Source organism: Flavobacterium sp. B183 (genome assembly GCF_023539155.1).
Lineage (GTDB): Bacteria > Bacteroidota > Bacteroidia > Flavobacteriales > Flavobacteriaceae > Flavobacterium > Flavobacterium tructae.
In genome coordinates, this window is the sequence record NZ_CP097434.1 from 2613973 (window position 1) to 2634696 (window position 20724).

16 protein-coding genes are annotated in these 20724 nt (G+C 35.7%); 2 read left to right on the forward strand and 14 right to left on the reverse strand.

Annotated elements, in window-relative coordinates:
- Positions 1-67: 67 nt before the first annotated feature.
- From M4I44_RS11110 to trmD, 14 genes are all read right to left on the reverse strand, one after another.
- Positions 68-3187: a TonB-dependent receptor gene (locus M4I44_RS11110; protein WP_249967338.1), complete on the reverse strand. Its 3120-nt coding sequence runs from the start codon at positions 3185-3187 to the stop codon at positions 68-70.
- Positions 3188-3524: 337 nt separating this feature from the next.
- On the reverse strand, positions 3525-4487 hold the full coding sequence (locus M4I44_RS11115; protein ID WP_249967339.1) for an alpha/beta fold hydrolase: 963 nt from the start codon (positions 4485-4487) through the stop codon (positions 3525-3527).
- Positions 4488-4576: 89 nt separating this feature from the next.
- Positions 4577-5536 carry a 23S rRNA (adenine(1618)-N(6))-methyltransferase RlmF gene (gene rlmF, locus M4I44_RS11120; protein WP_249967340.1) on the reverse strand — a complete coding sequence of 320 codons (960 nt, stop codon included), beginning with the start codon at positions 5534-5536 and terminating at the stop codon, positions 4577-4579.
- A 112-nt stretch (positions 5537-5648) separates the two neighbouring features.
- Positions 5649-6311 (reverse strand): thiamine diphosphokinase, encoded by a 663-nt coding sequence (locus tag M4I44_RS11125; RefSeq protein ID WP_249967341.1) that lies wholly within the window; start codon positions 6309-6311, stop codon positions 5649-5651.
- A gap of 142 nt (positions 6312-6453) precedes the next feature.
- Entirely contained in the window at positions 6454-8994 is a 2541-nt protein-coding gene (locus M4I44_RS11130; RefSeq protein ID WP_249967342.1) for a T9SS type A sorting domain-containing protein, read from the reverse strand.
- 95 nt (positions 8995-9089) lie between these two features.
- A complete protein-coding gene (locus M4I44_RS11135; RefSeq protein ID WP_017495439.1) occupies positions 9090-9530 on the reverse strand; it encodes a DinB family protein in 441 nt (146 codons plus the stop codon).
- 4 nt (positions 9531-9534) lie between these two features.
- Positions 9535-10017 carry a GyrI-like domain-containing protein gene (locus M4I44_RS11140; protein WP_249967343.1) on the reverse strand — a complete coding sequence of 161 codons (483 nt, stop codon included), beginning with the start codon at positions 10015-10017 and terminating at the stop codon, positions 9535-9537.
- A 10-nt stretch (positions 10018-10027) separates the two neighbouring features.
- On the reverse strand, positions 10028-10849 hold the full coding sequence (locus M4I44_RS11145; RefSeq protein ID WP_249967344.1) for a DUF4249 domain-containing protein: 822 nt from the start codon (positions 10847-10849) through the stop codon (positions 10028-10030).
- A 37-nt stretch (positions 10850-10886) separates the two neighbouring features.
- On the reverse strand, positions 10887-13268 hold the full coding sequence (locus M4I44_RS11150; RefSeq protein WP_249967345.1) for a TonB-dependent receptor: 2382 nt from the start codon (positions 13266-13268) through the stop codon (positions 10887-10889).
- 202 nt (positions 13269-13470) lie between these two features.
- Positions 13471-15693: an NADP-dependent isocitrate dehydrogenase gene (locus M4I44_RS11155; protein WP_249967346.1), complete on the reverse strand. Its 2223-nt coding sequence runs from the start codon at positions 15691-15693 to the stop codon at positions 13471-13473.
- Positions 15694-15972: 279 nt separating this feature from the next.
- Positions 15973-16323, reverse strand: a complete 351-nt coding sequence (gene rplS / locus M4I44_RS11160; RefSeq protein ID WP_017495434.1) for a 50S ribosomal protein L19 — start codon at positions 16321-16323, stop codon at positions 15973-15975.
- Positions 16324-16591: 268 nt separating this feature from the next.
- On the reverse strand, positions 16592-17722 hold the full coding sequence (locus M4I44_RS11165) for an agmatine/peptidylarginine deiminase (RefSeq protein WP_017495433.1): 1131 nt from the start codon (positions 17720-17722) through the stop codon (positions 16592-16594).
- A 113-nt stretch (positions 17723-17835) separates the two neighbouring features.
- Complete coding sequence (locus tag M4I44_RS11170; protein WP_249967347.1) at positions 17836-18660, reverse strand: GyrI-like domain-containing protein; 825 nt, start codon at positions 18658-18660, stop codon at positions 17836-17838.
- Between the two features lie 102 nt (positions 18661-18762).
- Positions 18763-19443 (reverse strand): tRNA (guanosine(37)-N1)-methyltransferase TrmD, encoded by a 681-nt coding sequence (gene trmD / locus M4I44_RS11175; protein WP_017495431.1) that lies wholly within the window; start codon positions 19441-19443, stop codon positions 18763-18765.
- A 259-nt stretch (positions 19444-19702) separates the two neighbouring features.
- Here trmD and M4I44_RS11180 point away from each other — a divergent pair, with 259 nt between their 5' ends.
- Both M4I44_RS11180 and M4I44_RS11185 read left to right on the forward strand, forming a co-directional pair.
- On the forward strand, positions 19703-20032 hold the full coding sequence (locus M4I44_RS11180) for a hypothetical protein (RefSeq protein WP_249967348.1): 330 nt from the start codon (positions 19703-19705) through the stop codon (positions 20030-20032).
- 115 nt (positions 20033-20147) lie between these two features.
- The gene (locus tag M4I44_RS11185; protein WP_089077787.1) at positions 20148-20603 is read left to right on the forward strand and encodes a nuclear transport factor 2 family protein; all 456 of its coding nucleotides are present in this window, start codon (positions 20148-20150) and stop codon (positions 20601-20603) included.
- Positions 20604-20724: the final 121 nt, after the last annotated feature.

A 20724-nucleotide genomic window follows, 5' to 3' on the forward strand; every position in this document is an offset into this window, starting at 1 on the left:
AAGTATAATTCAAAAAAAGACCGTCAACAAATTTCATGTTGACGGTCTTTTTATAATTGAGAATGATTTAGAAGCTAAGACTTAATCTTGCAAAAACAAAACGTCCGTTTTGACCAAATTGAGATATATTTCTGGAATACACAAATTGATTTTGGTTGGATAAATCAATAGCAGTTGGAGTAGTGGCATAGGTTATGTTTCCATTTGCATCAACGCCATTGGCTCTTCTAGCGGTTTGTGGCCCCAGGTTTTTATCCGGATAAACATCAAAAACATTGTTAGCACCGATTATGATTTTAGCAATAGGACTAATTTTAAAACCGACAGACATGTCGGTAATCACTCTTCCTCCCCAAACAGGATGTTCATTTTCCACCGCTTTTCCATTTACAATAGTGGCGCCTACAAAACCATCACCGTTTACGTCAGCAACGTTTGGATCTGTTACTTCTCCAAAGTACACGTTTCTTAAAAAGAAATCGAATTTTTTATAAGTAAGACCGTTTGTCAGATTTACTTTTACTCGCGGTACTGCTTCTTCTAAATAAATTCTTGAAGATTCTGAAAAATAAGTGTTTACCTGACCTGCGGCTTCTAGTATAGGAGAAGCATGAATGTTTCCTATTTTACGTGTTTTTGAAAAGGTACCGGACAAGTCATTTTTTAAAGTCAGATTTTCATTTAGGTTCATTTTGTTGGTAAGTACCACATCAATTCCTTTAGATTCGGTATCAATGGCATTGGCGAAGAAAGTTGCCGCATTTGCGCCAGCCTGATCATACAAAGACTGAGTCAGTGGAGTTGGTGTAAACTGATCGGTAAGTACTACTCTGTCGTTTATTTTGATGTAATAAGCATCCGCAGTTATGGTAAGGTTGGCTGATGGAATTTTAGCTGTAAATCCGGCGCTTACACTAGTTGACTCTTCTTGTTTTAATTTCGGAATTCCAAGTAATTTTGCGATTTCAGAATCATTGCTAAAAGTTCCTACTTCAAAAGGGACTCCTCCTGTAAATTGTGTTGCAGTGGATTCATAATAAATTTGATGTAAGGATGGAGCTCTGAATCCTGTTGAGAAAGCACCACGCAAATTGATGTTGTCGGTAAGTTTATAGCGGGTGGCAATTTTAAAATTAGTAGTGCTTCCAAAATCGGAATAATTTTCAAAACGAACAGCTCCGTTTAATAACCATTTTTCGGTTACATCTAACTCTAAATCCGTATAAAGAGCTATACTGTTTCTTTTTTCGGTTTTTGCATTTTCAGCTCTGTAACCCGGAAAAACCTGTGCTCCACCTGGTCTCGCGGCACCATAAAAATCAGTCACTCTTATGTTGGCAGGTGTTGTACCGGTAACGACATTTCCATTGATATCGTATTGACTGTAAGAGTCAGGAACTCCGGCATTGATACCGTATTGTTCGTAGCGATATTCGGCACCAAATGCGACGTTCAGTGTATTGATTTTTTTGCTCATATCAAAATTCGTTGTGTTTTGAGCAAAACGTAGACCTCCTGCATCAAATTCAGTAGGGGAACCTTCTCTTAAAGTTGCATTTACAGTGTTTTCAATATTATAATCAAAGGAATTTCGACCGTATGTATTACTCAAATCAAAATGCCAGTCTTTAAAAATAGTACCTCTAAGTCCTGTTGCAGCAGAAAGGTCATTAATGGTAGAATGAATTTCGGGTAAGAAACCATTTAAGTATAAACCGGTGTAAGATCTTGATTGATTAGGTCTTCTGAAAAAGCCGGCAGATTCACCATTTCTATAACTGGTTCCACCAAAAACGTAAACTTCTAATTTATCATTTATGGGATAGGCGGCATTCAAAAAGAACTGAACACTTTTAAATTCAGACTGCCCTATTCTCATATTAAAGTTCCTTCTTTCAAGTTTTCGGTAAGCCAGTTCTCCGTCTGTGGCATCAAAATTTAAGGCCGTTTGTAATTGCGAAATAGTTGTGGCATTACTGATATTCGTTTGTTGTGCCCCGGTAAAATAACTTACTTTGGGAGCATAGTTTTTTATTAAGCTTACAATTTGAGCAGAATTAGGAGTATTGGTAATGTTGCCGTACAGAGAATTTATATTTATTCCGTCTTCTGAAGCTCTTTGTTCAATCGCATTGTAAGCGTTATAGATAGTACCTGTGGCGTCATTAGCTCTGCTTGTAGCATCTCTTAATTGCAAGCTTCCCGTTAAATTAATAAAACTTTTTTCTTTGCCTAAATTTGTTCCGTAATTAACGTCCATTTGGTAATTGTTACCATCATTTCCTCCTCTGTGATCGTTAGCATTTCGTGAAAAATTACTTCCTGAAAAGAGATTAATATCTATTTTTTTAGTGTCTTTTTTTATGTTAAGATTAATTACTCCTGCTATAGCATCTGAACCATATTGCGCAGAAGCACCATCTCGCAGTACTTCTATTTTTTCAAGAGCGAAAGCGGGAATTGCATTCAAATCGGTTCCTACTGATCCTCTTCCCGGAGTTCCGTTTATGTTAACTAAAGAGGAAGTATGTCTTCTTTTTCCGTTTACCAAAACCAATACCTGATCAGGGCCTAAACCTCTTAATTGCGCAGGATCAAGGTGATCCGTTCCGTCAGCTACCGTTTGGGTATTTGAGGTAAAGGAAGGAGCTACCATGTTCAAAATCTGATTCAGGTTGGTTTGTGCTCCTTGCGTTGCAATATCCTTCATTGCAATAACATCTATAGGAACAGCTGATTCTGTAACAGTTCGGGTAGGGTTACGCGAACCAATAATCACTACATTCTCCAGGCTTTCACCACTGCCTCCTGATAGCGTAACATTTACAGTTGGTCCCACAACTGTTACGGTTTTGGTTTGTAATCCTACATATGAAAATTGCAGAACGTCGCCAACTTTGGCTTCAATAGTATAATTCCCGTCAATATCGGTAACGGCTCCTTTTTTGGTACTGATGACCAAAACAGTAACTCCCGGTAAAGAGGCTCCTGTGTCATCGACAACTTTTCCTTTGACAAGATCGGTTTGTTTGTTTTGATTGGTCTGAATGGTATTTTTTCGGTTTTTCGTATTTTCAGCAGCAGTAAGATTGTTGCCGTTTGCTAAAAGAATAGTGAATGCAAAAGGTGTGAGTAACACTTTTTGGAGTCGTAAATACATTTGGTTTTTGAATAGATTCTTCTTCATAATTCTGGTTTTATATTAGTTTGGTTTAAATTAATATGAAAGCAAAAAATAAATAACAAACGGGTCTGCTATAAATTATTTTGAAATTGAATTTGTTTTGGAATTTTTATTCAATAAATTTCTGAACCAAATGGTTATTGTCACTTTTTTAATTTAGGACTGGTCCAGTAGATTGAAGGGTATGGTTCGCTCTATTTTGACGATTTTTTAAAATAGTTTTGCTATAATTGTAAATATATATAATTTTAAGTTAAAACTATTGATTGGTTTGATTTATAAGTTGTTTTTTAAACTTTTGATATTTATTTTTGATTTATGTTGCGAAAAATACTTTTCTTTAAGGGTTCGAGATCGTTTTCTTAGGATTTAAAAACTCAATTATTTCTTCATTTACAGCTTTAGACTGATCTATGCTTAAAAAATGACCCGCATCATGAATCGTTTTTGTTGTACCGTTTACTAAAAGTTTTTGAGCACGCTCAAGACTTTCTTCTGAATTGATAACATCATGATCTCCAATTAAAATCAGAACCGGATTGGTGATGGATTTTAGTTCGTCATCTGAGAAAGGACGCATTTTCAGCATGCTGGAATTTGACTTTGCATATTTGTTGGCCAAATAAAATTGTCTTTTATAGACCGGACTGATTTTTTCAGGATGAGTAGAAAATATTTTTAATGTTTTTTCGAAATTCTTTTCATTTGGGAAAAGCTTCAATAGTAAGGCTGGAGTCATTTTTCGCATTTTATCAATGGATTTTAAGGTTTGTGCGGGACTCAACAGCACTATTTTATCGATTGAATTTTCTTTTTGAGTGGCTAACAATGTTGCCATCCAGCCACCACGGGAGGCTCCTATAAGATCAATCTTTTTTAATTTGTAATGATCGAAAATTTCATTGTACAAAAGGACTATTTCTTCCGAAGAGAGCGGTTTAGAAGTCAAAGTAGACTTTCCGGGTTCCATTATAAAATCAATGGCATAAATACGGTGTGTTTTGGACAATGCTTTTATGTTGGGGTACCACATGACAGAACTCGCATCCATGCCATGGAGCAGTACTAAATCTTTTCCGTTTTTTAAACCGCTAATAATTACATGGACTGTTCCGTACGTTGTTTGTATATTTTCCTCGGTATATGGAATATCCCAAAGCTTTAGTGCCTGATCGTATGAATTTATATAAACTTGTTTCTCGCTTTTTGTTTTAAAAACATAATCGTCAAATTTTGTCTTTTTAGAAGCCGCGCAACCTGCCAGTAAAAGCAACAACGATACTTTAAAGAAAATTTTTGCCATAGGAATAAAATTCAAATTACTTTAAAGGTACGAAAATGCTGACTCTAAAAAGTATCAGAATTTTATTTTAAACTAGTAGAATTTCAACATTAAGCATTTTCAGAGTTCCATGCCTTCTGCTGGTTTTCATCTAAAAAAGTCCAGGCTACGATTCGACTTGTTTTTTGGCCCTGAGCCATATCAATGGTTTGAATATCGGCTGCATTTACTTTGTTTAATGTTTTGTAAATGTTGTAAAGATTATCTCTTTTGGATACTAAAGTGGTGAACCAAAGACATTGTGTGGCATATTTGGCGCTTTCGTAAATCATTTGAGTGATAAAACGAAGCTCACCTCCATCACACCATAATTCCGCATTTTGACCTCCAAAGTTTAAAACAGGGTTTGCTTTCTTTTTGTCCTTCGGGTTTAAATTGGAAACTTTACGAACGGTACTTTTATTGGCTTCTTCTGCCGAAGCATGAAAAGGCGGATTGCACATCGTGAACGTAAAACGATCTTCGGGAGTAATGATGTTTTTAAAAATAAAACGCGATTCTGTCTGTTGCTGAAGGCTAATGGCTTCAATCAGTTTTGGATTTGCTTCAATAATTGTACTGCAGTTTTCGATTGCTTTTCGATCGATATCTGTTCCAACAAAATCCCAGCCGTAAATGGCATTTCCTAAAATAGGATAAATGCAGTTAGCACCCGTACCTACATCTAAACCTAACACGGAGGATCCCTGAGGAATAGTTCCGTTATTGGTTTCGGCTAACAGATCGGCCAAATAATGGATGTAATCCGTTCTTCCCGGAATAGGCGGGCAAAGGTAGTTTTTAGGGATATCCCAGTTTTGTATGCCGTAATAAGTTTCCAGTAAAGCTTTGTTGAGCAGTTTTACCGAAAGAGGATTACTGAAATCAATAGTTTCAATTCCGTGACTATTTACTGCCACCTGCGCTTTTAATTCAGGACAATTTGCAATAAGAAGTTCGAAATCATAACGTGAACGGTGCAGATTTCGGGGATGTAAATTGTTTTTTTCGGAAGGATCTGTTGTTTTCATTTTGTGAATTTGGGAGCAAAGATAGTTATTCCTTTTTTGGGATTGCATTCTAATGAAAAACGAGTTGTTTTTGTTTTAGAGTGTTTTTCGATTTTGTATAAGAAGACGGTATTTAATCCATACATTCCATGAGCAATAAATCACCTTCCGTATGGGTAATAGTCACTAATCCGTCCTGAAGAACCGAATTGCTGCTTCCGGTTCTGTAGCCAATTGTTAAGGTATCGTTTTCAAGGGGATATTGTAAGTTGGTCGAATAAATTCCGTTAACCACTCCAATCGGAATCAGAGAGATTGGAGTTTTCGCCGTGTACCACTTCTCGAATTTCTGAGGTAATAAGAATACTTTAGAATGATCGTCCAGTATCACAATTTTAAGCAAATTGCGGTAGCGGGCAATATTGGTGATATTGGTTATGGTGTGATCTGCACGTTTTCCGGTGGCCCAAACCACATTTACAGCAGGTATTTTGCGATCGATTAAATAATCAAAAGCTTTCTCCAGATCGGTTTTGTCCTGATCGGGTGTATGAACAATTTCGATAGGATATTGTGTTGTCTTGTATATTTCAGGATCAAAGCCACGGTCGAAATCACCCAATAGCACATCGACTTTGATGCCCAGTTCAATTACTCTTTCAATGGCTGAATCGAGTACGATAACAAGAGGAGACCATTCCAGTAATTGTCCTAATAATTCCGGATGGCATGCTGCTCCGTTGGCGATAATTAAAGCGGGTTCCTGGTCGTCGCGTACGATATGGTGTGAAGACATTTAGTTTTTAATTTGAAATGTGCTGCAAATGTACAAAAGTTATGAGCTGTAAAAGATCAGGCAAATAACTAAATTATTTGGAATGGAGATTTTACGAGAATAGGGGAGCAAAAAAAATGCTCTCAATTAAGAGAGCATTTGGTTAATTTTTTAAAAATTTGTTTGTTGTTGTTCCTTTGTTTGAATTTATTTTAACGAAGTAAATCCCTTTACTCAATTCCGAAACATTGATGTTCGAGAAGTTTTTTATGTTTTTGGTATCTAATACAGATTGTCCAAGTGTATTATAAATTTGTATTGATTTTATAGATAGATTTTCATCTGATGAAATGTTCAGTACATCTTTAACCGGATTAGGAAATAAAACAAGATTGGAATTGTTATTGTTTAAGAAATAATCGGGTGTATCCAATGTGCTTTTAGTGCCAAGTAATCGGATTGTTCCATTAGACCAGTTGTTTTTGTATTTTACAAAATTACCTGTTACCAAAAGTTTTCCGTCTTTTTGAATTTTAATGGCAGTAATGTTACCATCAAACCCTTCACCTGAATCAAATGTGGTGTCAATTTCTCCATTTTTCTCTAATAGTTTAAAGTCATTTATCTGGTAATCCGTGGTGCTGTTTCGATTAGTAAAAAGTACAATTTGATCATTAGACTGTATTTCCATACCTCGTACAAGATGCGCTACATAAGTAGAATTATATTCAGTAAATGATGCATCTGTAGAGCCATCCGTATTTAAGCGTTTTAGAACACAACTCTTTTCTGTTATAGAATTAAAATTTAGCTGCCCCGCGATGATGATTTTTCCATCAGATTGTATGCCAGTAGTGTAGATAAATCCGGTTAGGTTTTCATCAGGACGGAAAGTATTGTCAAATGTTCCGTCACTATTAAATCTTGCAATTCGATTGATTTTTGTTTCGTTATAAGAAGTAAAATTACCGGCTACAATTATTTTTCCATCTTTTTGCACTGCTGAAGTGTAGCAGAGATTGTTAAATCCTCTGACTGAAGCAAAGCTAAGATCTTTAGAGCCATCGCTGTTTAATCTTGTAAGACTGTCCTGTCCATCCGAAGTAACTAAGATTTTTCCATCGGAAAGCAATATTAAATTGTATATGCGTCCAAGGTAAATAGGGGCCGAAAAAGAAGCATCTATTGTAAAATCATCATTGTATTTAACCAAACTACTTACGCCTGTAGATTCAATTTTATTTAAGATAACTTTACCATCTGGCAGAACAATTCCTTTTCTAAAGGTATTTTTTTCGCTTTTAGGGGATGTAAATAGGTTTTGGTATAAATTTTTATTCTGAGAAAGCTTGCCATTTTTGTTTAGCAATTTTATACCATCATGATATTTTGTATTAAAGGTACTTTTGCTATTTCCCAGAACAAGAATGTCGCCATTCGGTTTTTCTAAAATATCATTTCCTGCATAAAAAGTACTGGGTTGTTCTTGTGCGTTAATTTCAGAAGTAGTTAAATCTACTTTAATAAATCGGTTAAAAGAAGTACTTCCTCCTGTAAAGTTTACAATATTCTCCGTACAAACTAATAATTTATTATCCGGGCACAACAAAATTTTATTTGAATTTGTGTTTGCGTCTAATTTTGCTACAACTGTATTATCAATGGAGCCATCATTATTAATGAGTGTCAAATCGCTTTTTAGTATTTTATCATTCGAGAGAAGAATAAAATCTTTTACTGTTGCCATTGGGAATCCTGGCACAACGTATTTAAATGATGTGTCTTTAGATCCGTCGGTGTTGAACCTCATAAAACCGGAGGTCGCAATATATTTGAATGTACTGTAGCAACCGCCAAATAATATTTTTCCATCTTTTTGAATGCCCAATTTACAATCGTACATACTATCATACCCAACAGTATTGTTGGAACAAATTCCTCCAAATCCTTCTATAGCAGTAAATCCTGAATCTAAAGTACCATCAGAATTTAAACGGTCAATTCTATAACTTGTTTCTTTGTTGAATGTATTCTCATAGGCTCTTACTACTTTACCATCAGTTTGCAGTTCAAATTTGAAAATATTATAAGGGTAACCGGAGCCTGGTTGAAAAGTTTTATCCACAGTACCGTCAGCATTTAGGCGCAGCATATTGCGGCCAGTAAATTTTTGATAAATAGAAACATCAAAAACTCCCGCTATTAGTATTTTTCCATCGGGCTGTATTTTTATCGAACGTATAATTGTAAACGTAAATGAATTGAATCCTTTATCAGAAAGATTAAATGTATTGTCAAGAGTACCGTCGGCATTTAACCTGATTATTTTGTTTACCGGTTTTCCATCATAAGTTGTAAAAGCGCCACCAATCAGAATTTTTCCATCCGGTTGTATTGCTAAACCTGACGGTGCAGAACTAAACCCTAAGCCAGTTTTGAACGTTTCATCAAGAGACAAATCTTTATTTAACCTCAAAATATTGTTACCTTTTACTGCATTCTTGTCATTGTACAATTTATAAGAACTGGAATTTCCAACCAGAATTATTTTCCCGTCAGGCTGTAAAGCAAAATCTTTGCTGAACAAAGTTAAACTGGGAAGGTAATCTTTGGTGTCAAAATCCGGGTCAATATTTGAAGAAACTTGAGCATTGCTCGATAGTGATATAAAAAAAAGAAATAATAAGAAGTAGTGTTTTTTCATAAATGATTTTTTGTATCAAATATATTGTTAATATTTTATTTGTACATACAAAAAAACAATTGTTTCTTCTTATTTTTTGTAGCCTTAAATTTAAGTTATAATAATCTTCTGTGGTAATTTATTTGTCCTAAATGATAGGCTAAATGGGTAGAAAGATGCACTAAAAAGAAACCGGTTGTCATTTCTTTTTCGAAAACAATTTGCGGGTAAATAAGCTCTAAATCGGCTTCGGTTAAACTATCAAGAGTGTTGTTTACCACCAAAATAGTATGTTCAATTTTGCTGATGAGCTCAGATCTTGGAATATCTTTCAGGGAGAATTCCAATGGACGATCACGAACATAATCTGTTTTTCCTAATTCGGCACCAATATAGGTATTTATGTTTCCCATCAGATGCAAACAAAGATTTCCGGCTGAATTAGAAATATCCGGCGCAATTGTCCAAATCAGAGCTTCGTTTTGATAGGATTCGATTTCAACTTTTAATTTGTTCAGGTCTCTGTTAAAAAGAATTTTTAAGGTATCGATCAACATGATTTTAAGTTTTTGGGGTTATCGGAATCCAGATTTCTTCTTCAGAATCCGGATCTTCTTTTTTGTATTTTTCACCCATTATGGCAAAGTGCGGTCTTTCATCAACCGTATACGCTGAATTGGGGAGCCAATCTACAAAAATTTCACGATACGTTTTGTGGCCTTCACTTTGAGGGCCTTTATGAACAAAAACAGCATACAATCCCTCAGGAATTACCAAAGATTTCATTTCCTGTGGCACTTCATCAAATGCAGAGACTTCGACTGCGGCCCATTTTTCGAAGGTATTTTCGGGATCAAAATTGTCAAAATGTGCCGTTGGAAAAACTTCCAGAGAATACAAATCGGCATCGACCATGTTTTTAATTTCTTTCCGTTTCGGCATAAACGAACTCCATAATTCATGAGTTTTGTTTTCCAAAAACGACATTATTACGTATTTACCAATTAGTTTTTTTTCGGATAAAATCTGAATTCTGGCTTCCATTTTTTACTGATTATTGAATTTTATATTTTTTGTAATCGGTTTCACTAAGCGAAAAATAACCTAACGGAAAATTAGCCTTATCGGCCATATTGATAATATTTCCTCTTACGGTTGCGGGAGGAGACTGAAAAGGTCCGCCAACATTGTTTCCGGCAATACTCACCAGAATACTCATATAATTGTAATATTGTTTAGAGATGCCGTAATGCGTCATTTCGACTTCATTACCAACTTTTAAATCGTCATCATCTGAAGTGCTGAAATATTCATTTCCCTGAAAAAATTTGTCTTCAGTAACGTAATAAGTTGAAGTAATTTTCGTCGAATATACATATTTAAAAAGATAAAAATTATCGGCATTGGCAGGATCGTTAAAATAAGCACGGGTTTCCACTTTTTTTCCTGATAAACCGCCCTGATTGTTTTGCTCCACCCGGGTTATGGGAGCGACTGATTTCATAGATTCGGTGGCAGTATAAGTAATTCCGCCGGAAATCACCGTTAAGGTATAGATTTCGTCGATTACCGGAATAAAATTTGAGCAAGCATAGCGTCCGGTTTTCGGAACTTCACTAAAATTGAACTTTATATTCTGGCTGTTCGTGATAAATACGGTTGCACCCGAAACAATTGGAATAACATTTTGAAAGTAACCTGTAGTGGTGGTCAGTTTTATGGTTTGTTGCTTTCCTGTAGTTCCTTTTTGCCAGTTTATTGCCGCTTCAATAACTAATTTTGGCGGAGCAGTATCCAGATTAACATCCACAACTTCTTCACAGCCGGTGAGGAAAATGGATATAAAAAGGACAATTAAGAGAGTTGCTTTTTTCATGATGTGTCTTTTATTTTCTTTGGAGGGAAAGGAGGTCTTAAAATTTAAAATTATAGCTAACAGCAGGAACAATTCCGAAAATTGAAGTTTTTACGGCTTCATTTGCAGCGGTATCGGTATTTTGGCGGAAATTAATCGAGGCCGCATTCTGGCGGTTGTATAAATTGTAAATACTAAAAACCCATTCTGCTTTCCATTTTCTGTCTTTGTTTCTTCGGGGTGTCAAAGTTGCCGAAACATCTAAATGGTGATAGGCCGGCAAACGGTTGTCGTTTCTTAAACCATAGCTAGGCACCGTAATTCCTAAATACTGATATTGTCCATTTGGATAGGTAACAGGCTGTCCTGACTGAAGCGCAAAATTAGCTCCAAAAGACCATTTCTCGTTCAGGTTATAAGCTGATGTCACGGCTAAATTATGCGTTTTATCATAGGCAGAACTGTACCATTGTCCGTTGTTGATACCGATCTCTTCGGGAGTTCTTCCCGGAGTTTGCTGTTGTGATTTGGATAAAGTATAGGAAATCCATCCGTTGAATTTGCCTTCATTTTTCTTAAGCATAAATTCGAGACCATAAGCTCTCATTCTTCCGTTCAGAACTATTTGTTCGATCGCATTATTCGCAATCAAATCGGCACCATCGATATAATCGAGTCGGTTTTGAATCTTTTTATAATAGGTTTCGACTTCAACGGTATAGGCGCCATTATTAATATTTCTAAAATAGCCCAAAGCAACCTGATCTGCAAGCTGGGGTTTGATGTAGTTGTCACTAGGCATCCACACGTCAAGCGGAGTAGGTGATGAGGTATTCGAAATCAATTGAAGATACTGCGCCATGCGATTATAGCTTGCTTTAATAGCCTGATCGTCGTTTAACTGATAAGAAACCGAAAGTCGCGGTTCGAAATTGTTGTAATCCTGAATGACCTTGTTTTTACCAAAGTGTTTTGTTGAGACAGGGATTCCTTTTTCGTAAATCTGCATATTATTATTGAAGGTTACGGCCTCATTATTGTTGTAATAATTAATAGTAGAAGCACCTAAGCGGTAGAAAAGACTGTAACGCAAGCCATAAGCTAGTGTGAGTTTTTTGGAAAGCTGATTTTCGGCTTCGATATAAACAGAAGGTTCAAAAGCATATTTTTTGTCCAGCTGGTCCGGATTAATTCCGGATTTTTCATTACTTGGTTTAATGGTTCCGGGATTAAATTCATAGTAAATTCCGTTTAAACCGTAGTTCAGTTTGAATTTATCCGAGACATAGTTTTTGAAGTCATACTTGATGTTATAATTTTTAATTCCGGAGTCCCATTTAAAGCCTACAAAATCTAAGTCAAGACCGTAATAGTAATCACTGTAAATTAGGGATAAATTGGCAAATAGCTTATCAGAGTACAAGTGATTCCAACGCAGGTTTAGTGTCGAATTTCCGTAAATATTGGTAAAGCTCTTGTTCAGACTAAATACGTCGCGGCCAAAATAACCCGATAAATACAAGCTGTTGTTTTCGTTTAGCTTATAACTCAATTTAGTGTTTAAATCATAGAAATAAGCAGCGTTGTTTTTTTGATCTTCAGATAACTTTAGAAATAAATGAGCGTAAGAAGCTCTTCCTCCAATCAGGAAAGAACCTTTGTCTTTCACTAGCGGACCTTCGGCTAAAATTCGACTTGAAATTAATCCAATTCCACCATTGACGTGAAACTCTTTGCTGTTTCCGTCTTTTTGATAAATGTCTAAAACAGAAGAGGCTCTTCCGCCATAGCGAGCCGGAATTCCTCCCTTATATAATTTTAAATCTTTGATGGCATCCGGATTAAAAACGGAGAAAAAACCAAATACGTGAGAAGAATTAAAGATAGTAGCTTCGTCCAGCAAAATCAAATTCTGATCAGCACCCCCGCCACGTACATTGAAGCCCGAAGCGCCTTCACCTGCATTTGTGACTCCCGGGAGCAATAAAATTGATTTTATAACATCGACTTCACCCAAAACAACCGGCATTCTTTTGATGGTGGCAATAGAGAGTTTATTGGCACTCATCTCAGGCGATTTGATGTTGATTTTACTTTTATTATCAGTAATTATGACCTCTTTAAGTTCTTCACCGCTTTCGGTAATGGCAAAATTATTTTTAGTGTTTTGATTTAAAGTAATGGTTTTTTGAAGAGTCTGATAACCAAGATAACTAATTTCAATTTCATATTCGCCCTGTGGAACGGTTAGAGAATAAAACCCATATTCATTGGTGGTAGTACCTATTTTTAAGGCCGGAATATAGAGGTTTACGCCTATTAAAGTTTCATTGTTTTTAAAGTCGGTGATAGTACCGCTCAGTGTGAATTTTTCCTGAGAAAATGAGGTTAGAATAGTAAAGAAGAAAAATAAAAAAGCAATTATTTTTTTGTTGGTCATTATCTTGGTTTTGAGTTACATAGTTAATGATTCTTGTTAAATATTTCAGCAGAACGATTGTTAAACATTAGTTAAGAATGGCTCTCTTTCTGAGGTTCAGAGGCTCAGATCTTTTTTAGTTCAACTCAAAAAAAAAGACAACTGTTGAAAGTTGTCTTTTTAGGGGAGGTACATTTTTGTGTATCTCTAGTATTTCATTTCGCTATTTTATTTGAGCGATAATAGAGTTGAATGTTTCGCTTGGTCGCATAGCTTTGCTCACTAACTCCGGAGTTGGCTGGTAATAACCTCCAATTGTTTGAGGTTTTCCTTGTGCACCAATTAATTCAGCATCGATTTTAGCTTCGTTAGCTTCAAATTCAGCAGCAATTGGAGTGAAGATCGCCTTCAACTCAGCATCTTTGTTTTGAGCTGCTAAAGCCTGAGCCCAGTAGTATGCAAGGTAAAAATGAGAACCACGGTTGTCAATTTGACCTACTTTACGGGCAGGAGATTTATCATTGGCAAGGAATTTATCATTGGCCTGGTCTAAAGTTTCAGACAGAACAATTGCTTTAGAATTGTCTAAAGTTTGTCCTAAATGCTCTAAAGAAGCTCCAAGTGCTAAAAATTCACCTAATGAATCCCAACGTAAATATCCTTCTTCTGTAAATTGCTCTACGTGTTTTGGAGCAGAACCTCCGGCACCCGTTTCAAACAATCCGCCACCGTTCATTAACGGAACGATAGATAACATTTTAGCTGAAGTTCCTAATTCTAAAATTGGGAATAAATCGGTTAAATAATCACGTAAAACGTTTCCGGTTACTGAGATGGTATCTAAACCTTTGATGATTCTGTCTAAAGTAAATTCTGTAGCAGCAACCGGGTTTAAGATGCGGATATCCAGATTTACAGTATTGTGATCTTTTAAATATTTTTGAACTTTTGCGATCAATTCTCTGTCATGTGCTCTGTTTTCGTCTAACCAGAAAACGGCAGGAGTATCAGATAAACGTGCTCTGTTTACAGCTAATTTAACCCAGTCCTGAATTGGAGCATCTTTGGCCTGACACATTCTGAAAATATCATTAGTTTCAACGTTTTGTTCCATTAAAACAGTTCCTTTGTTGTCTGTTACACGAACAACTCCGTCAGCTTTTATTTGGAATGTTTTGTCGTGAGATCCGTATTCTTCTGCTTTTTGAGCCATTAAACCTACGTTAGGAACACTTCCCATTGTTTTAGGATCAAAAGCACCATGTTTTTTACAGAAATCGATAGTAGCGGTGTAAATTCCAGCGTAAGAGCGATCCGGAATAACAGCAATAGTATCTTGTTGTTTTCCTTCTTTATTGTACATCTGTCCTGAAGTACGAATCATTGCCGGCATAGAAGCATCAACAATTACATCCGAAGGAACGTGTAAGTTTGTAATTCCTTTATCAGAATTCACCATTGCCAAAGCAGGACCGTTTTCGATTGCTTTCGTAATGTCAGCTTCAACCTCGGCTTGTTCAGGTCTTCCTGCAATTTTTGCATAGATATCACCTAAACCATTTCTGGTGTCAATGTTTAATTCTGCAAATAAAGTTTCATATTTTTTGAAAAGATCAGCAAAGTATACTTCAACGATAGCGCCAAAGATAATTGGATCTGATACTTTCATCATGGTTGCTTTTAAGTGTACCGAAAGTAAAACACCTTCTTTTTTAGCATCAGCGATAGCGTCAGCAGCAAAAGCTTTTAATTTTTTTACACTTAAAACAGAACTGTCAATGATCTCACCTGCTTTAAGCGGAGTACTGGCTTTTAATACAGTAGTTGTACCGTCTTTTGCAACGAATTCAATTTTTACATCGTTAGCTTCTGCAACAGTAAGCGATTTTTCACTTCCGTAGAAATCACCGTTTGGCATTGAAGCTACTTTAGTTTTAGAATCAGCAGACCATGCACCCATAGAGTGTGGATTTGATTTTGCAAAGTTCTTTACTGCCCTCGGTGCTCTACGGTCAGAGTTTCCTTCACGTAAAACTGGGTTTACAGCAGAACCTAAAACTTTAGCATATTTTGCTTTAATTTCCTTTTCAGCATCGTTTTGCGGATCTTCAGGATAATTTGGAATTCCGTAACCATGTGACTGTAACTCAGCAATAGCCGCTTTTAATTGCGGTACCGATGCAGAAATGTTTGGTAATTTGATGATATTAGCATCAGGCTGTGTTGCCAACTGACCTAATTCAGCCAAGGCATCTCCGGTTTTTTGAGCAGCTGTTAGAAGCTCAGGAAAATTAGATAAAATTCTGCCAGCCAAAGAGATGTCTCTGGTTTCAATAGCGATACCAGCAGTACCCGTAAATGCTTGAACAATAGGTAAAAAAGAATAAGTCGCTAACAAGGGCGCCTCATCAGTTAAGGTGTAATAGATTTTCGAATTCTGTGTCATTTTTTTTTTTTTTATAATCGTATCGCCAGAGAATGGCAATGTAAAAGGTATAGTCGGCTCAGAATGAGCGGAGCAAATATAATAAAAACAGTCCGAAAACGGTGTAGTTTTCAGGAGAAATGCCGAAATTATCAGATTGTTATTTCGGGGTCGTTAAATTGTCAAATCGACGATTTTGGTATTAAAAAATTACGGTTTTGGCATTCTGAAAATGAAGTCCAAAAAAAAACTCGTTTCAAATGATATGAAACGAGTTTTTTATAACCAATAGATAAATGATTATCTTCTTTTATCTTTAATCTTAGCTTTTTTACCAGTAAGTTCTCTGAAGTAGAAAATTCTAGCTCTACGTACAGCTCCTTTTTTGTTGATTTCAATTTTTTGTAAAGCTGGTAAGTTTACTGGGAAGATACGCTCAACTCCAATAGCTCCAGACATTTTACGAATAGTGAAAGTTTCTGTGTTACCAGAACCTCTTCTTTGAATAACAACTCCTTTAAAAAACTGAGTTCTTGTTTTTTCACCCTCTTTAATTTCGTAGTAAACTGTGATAGTATCTCCAGCTCCGAAAACAGGGAAATCTTTTTTAGCAACGAATTCGTTTTGAACGAACTTTAATAAATCTGCCATGATAATTTTTATTATTGTTTATTTAGAGTAACATTCACGTATTTCGCCAGAGGTTAGTCTAATTCGGGTGCAAATGTAAAAAATAATTGTAAATTATGAATTATAAATTGTAAATTATTTTAAGTTGCTGATAAATTGAAGGTTAAGAGTTTCAGGTTTCAAGTTTCAAGTTTTGATTCCGGATCATAAGAACCTGAAACTTGAAACCTGAAACTTGAAACCTGAAACTTGAAACTTGAAACTTGAAACCTGAAACAAAAGAAACTTTTTATTTAGGCTGCTGCTGCGTCACACAGTGGATCATTCCCCCGTTAGCGTATAAATTACGAACGTCGATACCAATTACCTTTCTGTTAGGATACAAGCTTTGAATCAGTTGATTGGCAACAGCATCATTAGGATCATTGTAATTAGGAACCAGTACAACCGTGTTTCCAATGTAGTAATTAACATAAGAACCTTTGTAGCCTAATTTTTTTCCATAGGTCGTTACCACTTTGTTTTGAGTCAAAGGCAGTTTTAGGAAATTGTATTTTTTACCTTTTAAATCTTTTGAATTGTACAAAGTAGGAATGTCTCCTTCTGGTACTTCCCAGTACAGTAAATCATCTTCGCTCATCGTCACGATGGTGTTGTCATTACCAAATCGCGCAAACCCGTCAATGTGCATGTCGGTAATTTCTTTTCCTGCTTTTCCGTTAAGCCAGATGAAGTTAGACACTCCTAGATATTTTTTAAAAATGGCTTCAGCTTGTGCCTGACTCATTCCGGGATTACGATTTGAGTTCAGAATAGAGCTTTTAGTAGCTAATAAGGTTCCTTTTCCATCTATTTCTACAGCTCCGCCTTCGTTGATCATGATCGCATTTAAATCTACAACAGTTGTGTTTTGATCTGCGGCAATTTGTGCTGGTATAGTGTTGCAATTTTTAAAATCAGCTTTTTCTCCCCAGCCATTAAAGCCCCAGTCCTGAATTACCAGTTGATTGTTTTTGTCTTTTACATAAATAGGACCATTATCTCGTACCCAAACATCATCCGTTTTATAGATTTTAAAATCGATAGCAGAAAGAGAAACTCCTGCATTTTGTAATAAAGTTGTAATTCTGTTCTTTTCGTTGGTATTATAAGCAACGATATGCACCTTTTCACTTGTCGACAATGATTTCGTCATGGCAACCCATGTAGCATCCAAATCATCTCTATAGTTAATACCGTATTGATATTGGTGTGGCCATTGCAGCCAGGTTCCTTCATGCGGAGCAGATTCTTCAGGCATGGTATACATAATCTCGCTTTTAATGGATTCAGTTGGTTCGTTAGGTGTTGCAGACATTCCGTCTTCCTGACAGGAAGTGAATAAAGGAAGTAGTACTATTGGTAAAAATAATTTTTTCATCTTAATTTGAGTTTGTTGTGAATTAACTTGTTTATTGTCATTGTGTTACTAGTGTTTTGACGATGCAAAGATAGTATCAAGAGATAAACTGTTAGTTGTCCAAAATGGACAAATCAAATAAGCGGAATAAAAATCGCTGTGAGATAGTCAGATTCGTTATCACAATTGTCGCTGGTTTTTAGATATTGTTCAATAACAGGCAAATGTGAAAGTTCAAAATCATGGGTTAGAAACCAGCCACCAAAGATTTGATTATACGTTTCTTCAAGAGTGTTGTAGCTTCCATGGTGAAAAAAGCGAGCATATTTGCCCCCAAAAATTTGCTTATTTGGAAGATTTTTAAGAACAGCAGTTGTAGCAATGCAGGCTTCGTAAGTGCAGTTTATTTTTTCGGTAATTAAAATATCATCCGTTATAACTCCGAAGAAGCGAGCATCCGTTTCAGGGAATTCATTTTTTAAAAGAGTCTCCCAAAGATTTTCTATTTCGGGATTAATATAATGCGTTTTGGAGCTAAGGTAATAAACAGCTGTTTCCGGAATTACAAGTATTTCAGGCTTTAAAAAGGAGGTAAAAGATTGAAGAATACCTGTATCGTTTAATAAAAGTTCTTTTTGATTGCGGGCTAGTGAAGGAGCGCAGTCGAAATGTTTTTTGAAGGTTTTTGAAAAAGACTGTACATCGGCAAAACCTACTTCAAGTGCAATTTCTGAGATTTGTTTGTTGGAGTAGATCAGTTTTTTGTACCCGTTTTCTACTTTCAATCGGGTCTGATAAGCGCCGATGGTTTCATTAAATAAAGAATAAAAAATGCGTTGCAAATTCCTGTAAGAGTAACAGGAAATACGCTCCAGAGAATTTATTGAGATGATTTGATTGTAATTCATCTCAATATAATTCCGTGTATTGTAAATATGTTTCAGATTAAAATCGCTCATTTTTTATCTTTTAGAAAGAAGTAACAAAAAAGATAACGATAATTACAGCTTTCAAGTATGATGGAGAAGAATCACTAAAAATAAATGAGAAGGGAATATTTTTTATTTTTCTTCCAATAAATCCGGGCGTCTGTTTTTAGTATGTTCGTAGGCCATATCCTCGCGCCATTTGTCAATTTTGGCAAAATGTCCGCTCGTTAGTACTTCAGGAACTTTCCAGCCTTTATAATCTGCAGGTCGTGTGTATATAGGGCCCGAAAGCAGATTGTCCTGAAAACTATCAGTCAATGCTGAAGTTTCGTCGCTCAAAACACCGGGAATCAATCGGATTAAAGCATCAGATAATACTAAAGCGCCTAATTCTCCACCGGATAATACATAATCGCCAATTGAAATTTCTTTGGTAATAAAATGGTCACGAACACGTTGATCTACCCCTTTATAATGTCCGCAGAGAATGATAATGTTTTCATACATCGACATCGTATTGGCCATTTTTTGATTTAGAGTTTCTCCATCAGGTGACATATAGATAATTTCATCGTACTCACGCTGACTTTTTAAATGTGTGATACAGTCATCAATAGGCTGAACTGTCATTACCATTCCGGCACCACCGCCAAACGGATAATCGTCAACACTTTTTTGCCTATTTGTGGTGTAATCACGCAAATTATGAAAATGAACTTCTACTAAACCTTTGTCTATGGCACGTTTCATAATCGAAGCCTCAAACGGACTCTTTAATAATTCAGGTAAAATTGTAATAATGTCAATTCGCATTTTTTTTCTTCAATAGTTCTAAGATGCAAAGATACAAAGTTAATTTTTGTGAATTTTCAAGATTTGAAAATGAGAGAAAATAATTAAGAGACTGCTCAGAATGAATTGCTAACGGGTGTGTTATTTGATGATTTGTGTTTAAGTGTTTGTGATACAGTTAAATATGTGACAATTATATAACATAAAGCAGTCAAAATGTAAAAAAAAGATGCCTAATTTTAAGTAATATTACGATTCAATCATCAAAAAATAAAATCCCATGAAAAAGCTATTAGTATTAACTGTTCTATTGATTTTACAGGCATGTTCAACAGCTAAAAATACAAACGATCAATGGATTGGTCAGTCTAAAAATAATCTTATAAAGGCGTGGGGACCTCCCATACGTACTATAAATAATCAGGATCATGGGGAAATATTAATTTATGCAGATCAGGTATATGCAAATACAAATACAAGTGAAGGTACCAGAATTGCCGGTTCAAACTATTGGAATTACACTTATATATACACCCGTAAAGACGGGAAAATTTATTTGTATAAAACCGATAAACAACAGCAGCCGCCACAAACGATTGCTGTAAAATAAACGGATTGATTGTTTTTTATAAGAAAATAGCGCTGATTTATTACTGCGGTGAAAATCATTTCAGTATATTTATGTTCTCTTTATACTGATCTTGAGTAACTTAAAATGATAAATCATGAGAAAAATAGCAATGTTAATGGTGTTTTTTCTAATTATTTCCTGTAACAATCAAAATCAATCAAAACCTATGGATGCCACAAAAAATGAACAATTAATCAAACAGTATTTTGAACATTTTAACAACCACGACTGGAAGAAGATGTCAGAAATGTACACGGATACCGCTGATTTTAAAGACCCTTCGCTAGGGCCGGGGATTGTAAAGCAAACCCGTAAACAAATTGCGGATAAGTATGCAGAGCTTAATTCAGCTTTTCCGGATCTGCATGATAAAGTGATTCAGGTTTATCCGTCGGGAGACAAACATATTATTGTAGAGTTTGTTTCATCAGGTACAGCACCCGATAATTCAAAATTTGAACTGCCTATCTGCACTATTTTTACCATTGAAAACGGATTAATTACCAAAGATTTTACCTATTTCGATAATTTTGAAGAAGAGGAAAACTAAGGGCAGCTGCTAACCGTAAAAAGAGGTGTTGTCCCTACGGGACATTGTTGACGATGGATTACCGATATCCTTGCTCCTGACGGAGCATTTTTTTTGCTAATAAGTAAAATAAATTGAGGGA

Excerpts from the sequence above, each read along its gene's own strand:
- M4I44_RS11110 (WP_249967338.1), bottom strand. The coding sequence starts at position 3,187 with ATGAAGAAGAATCTATTCAAAAACCAAATGTATTTACGACTCCAAAAA.
- M4I44_RS11115 (WP_249967339.1), bottom strand. The coding sequence starts at position 4,487 with ATGGCAAAAATTTTCTTTAAAGTATCGTTGTTGCTTTTACTGGCAGGT.
- rlmF (WP_249967340.1), bottom strand. The coding sequence starts at position 5,536 with ATGAAAACAACAGATCCTTCCGAAAAAAACAATTTACATCCCCGAAAT.
- M4I44_RS11125 (WP_249967341.1), bottom strand. The coding sequence starts at position 6,311 with ATGTCTTCACACCATATCGTACGCGACGACCAGGAACCCGCTTTAATT.
- M4I44_RS11130 (WP_249967342.1), bottom strand. The coding sequence starts at position 8,994 with ATGAAAAAACACTACTTCTTATTATTTCTTTTTTTTATATCACTATCG.
- M4I44_RS11135 (WP_017495439.1), bottom strand. The coding sequence starts at position 9,530 with ATGTTGATCGATACCTTAAAAATTCTTTTTAACAGAGACCTGAACAAA.
- M4I44_RS11140 (WP_249967343.1), bottom strand. The coding sequence starts at position 10,017 with ATGGAAGCCAGAATTCAGATTTTATCCGAAAAAAAACTAATTGGTAAA.
- M4I44_RS11145 (WP_249967344.1), bottom strand. The coding sequence starts at position 10,849 with ATGAAAAAAGCAACTCTCTTAATTGTCCTTTTTATATCCATTTTCCTC.
- M4I44_RS11150 (WP_249967345.1), bottom strand. The coding sequence starts at position 13,268 with ATGACCAACAAAAAAATAATTGCTTTTTTATTTTTCTTCTTTACTATT.
- M4I44_RS11155 (WP_249967346.1), bottom strand. The coding sequence starts at position 15,693 with ATGACACAGAATTCGAAAATCTATTACACCTTAACTGATGAGGCGCCC.
- rplS (WP_017495434.1), bottom strand. The coding sequence starts at position 16,323 with ATGGCAGATTTATTAAAGTTCGTTCAAAACGAATTCGTTGCTAAAAAA.
- M4I44_RS11165 (WP_017495433.1), bottom strand. The coding sequence starts at position 17,722 with ATGAAAAAATTATTTTTACCAATAGTACTACTTCCTTTATTCACTTCC.
- M4I44_RS11170 (WP_249967347.1), bottom strand. The coding sequence starts at position 18,660 with ATGAGCGATTTTAATCTGAAACATATTTACAATACACGGAATTATATT.
- trmD (WP_017495431.1), bottom strand. The coding sequence starts at position 19,443 with ATGCGAATTGACATTATTACAATTTTACCTGAATTATTAAAGAGTCCG.
- M4I44_RS11180 (WP_249967348.1), top strand. The coding sequence starts at position 19,703 with ATGAAAAAGCTATTAGTATTAACTGTTCTATTGATTTTACAGGCATGT.
- M4I44_RS11185 (WP_089077787.1), top strand. The coding sequence starts at position 20,148 with ATGAGAAAAATAGCAATGTTAATGGTGTTTTTTCTAATTATTTCCTGT.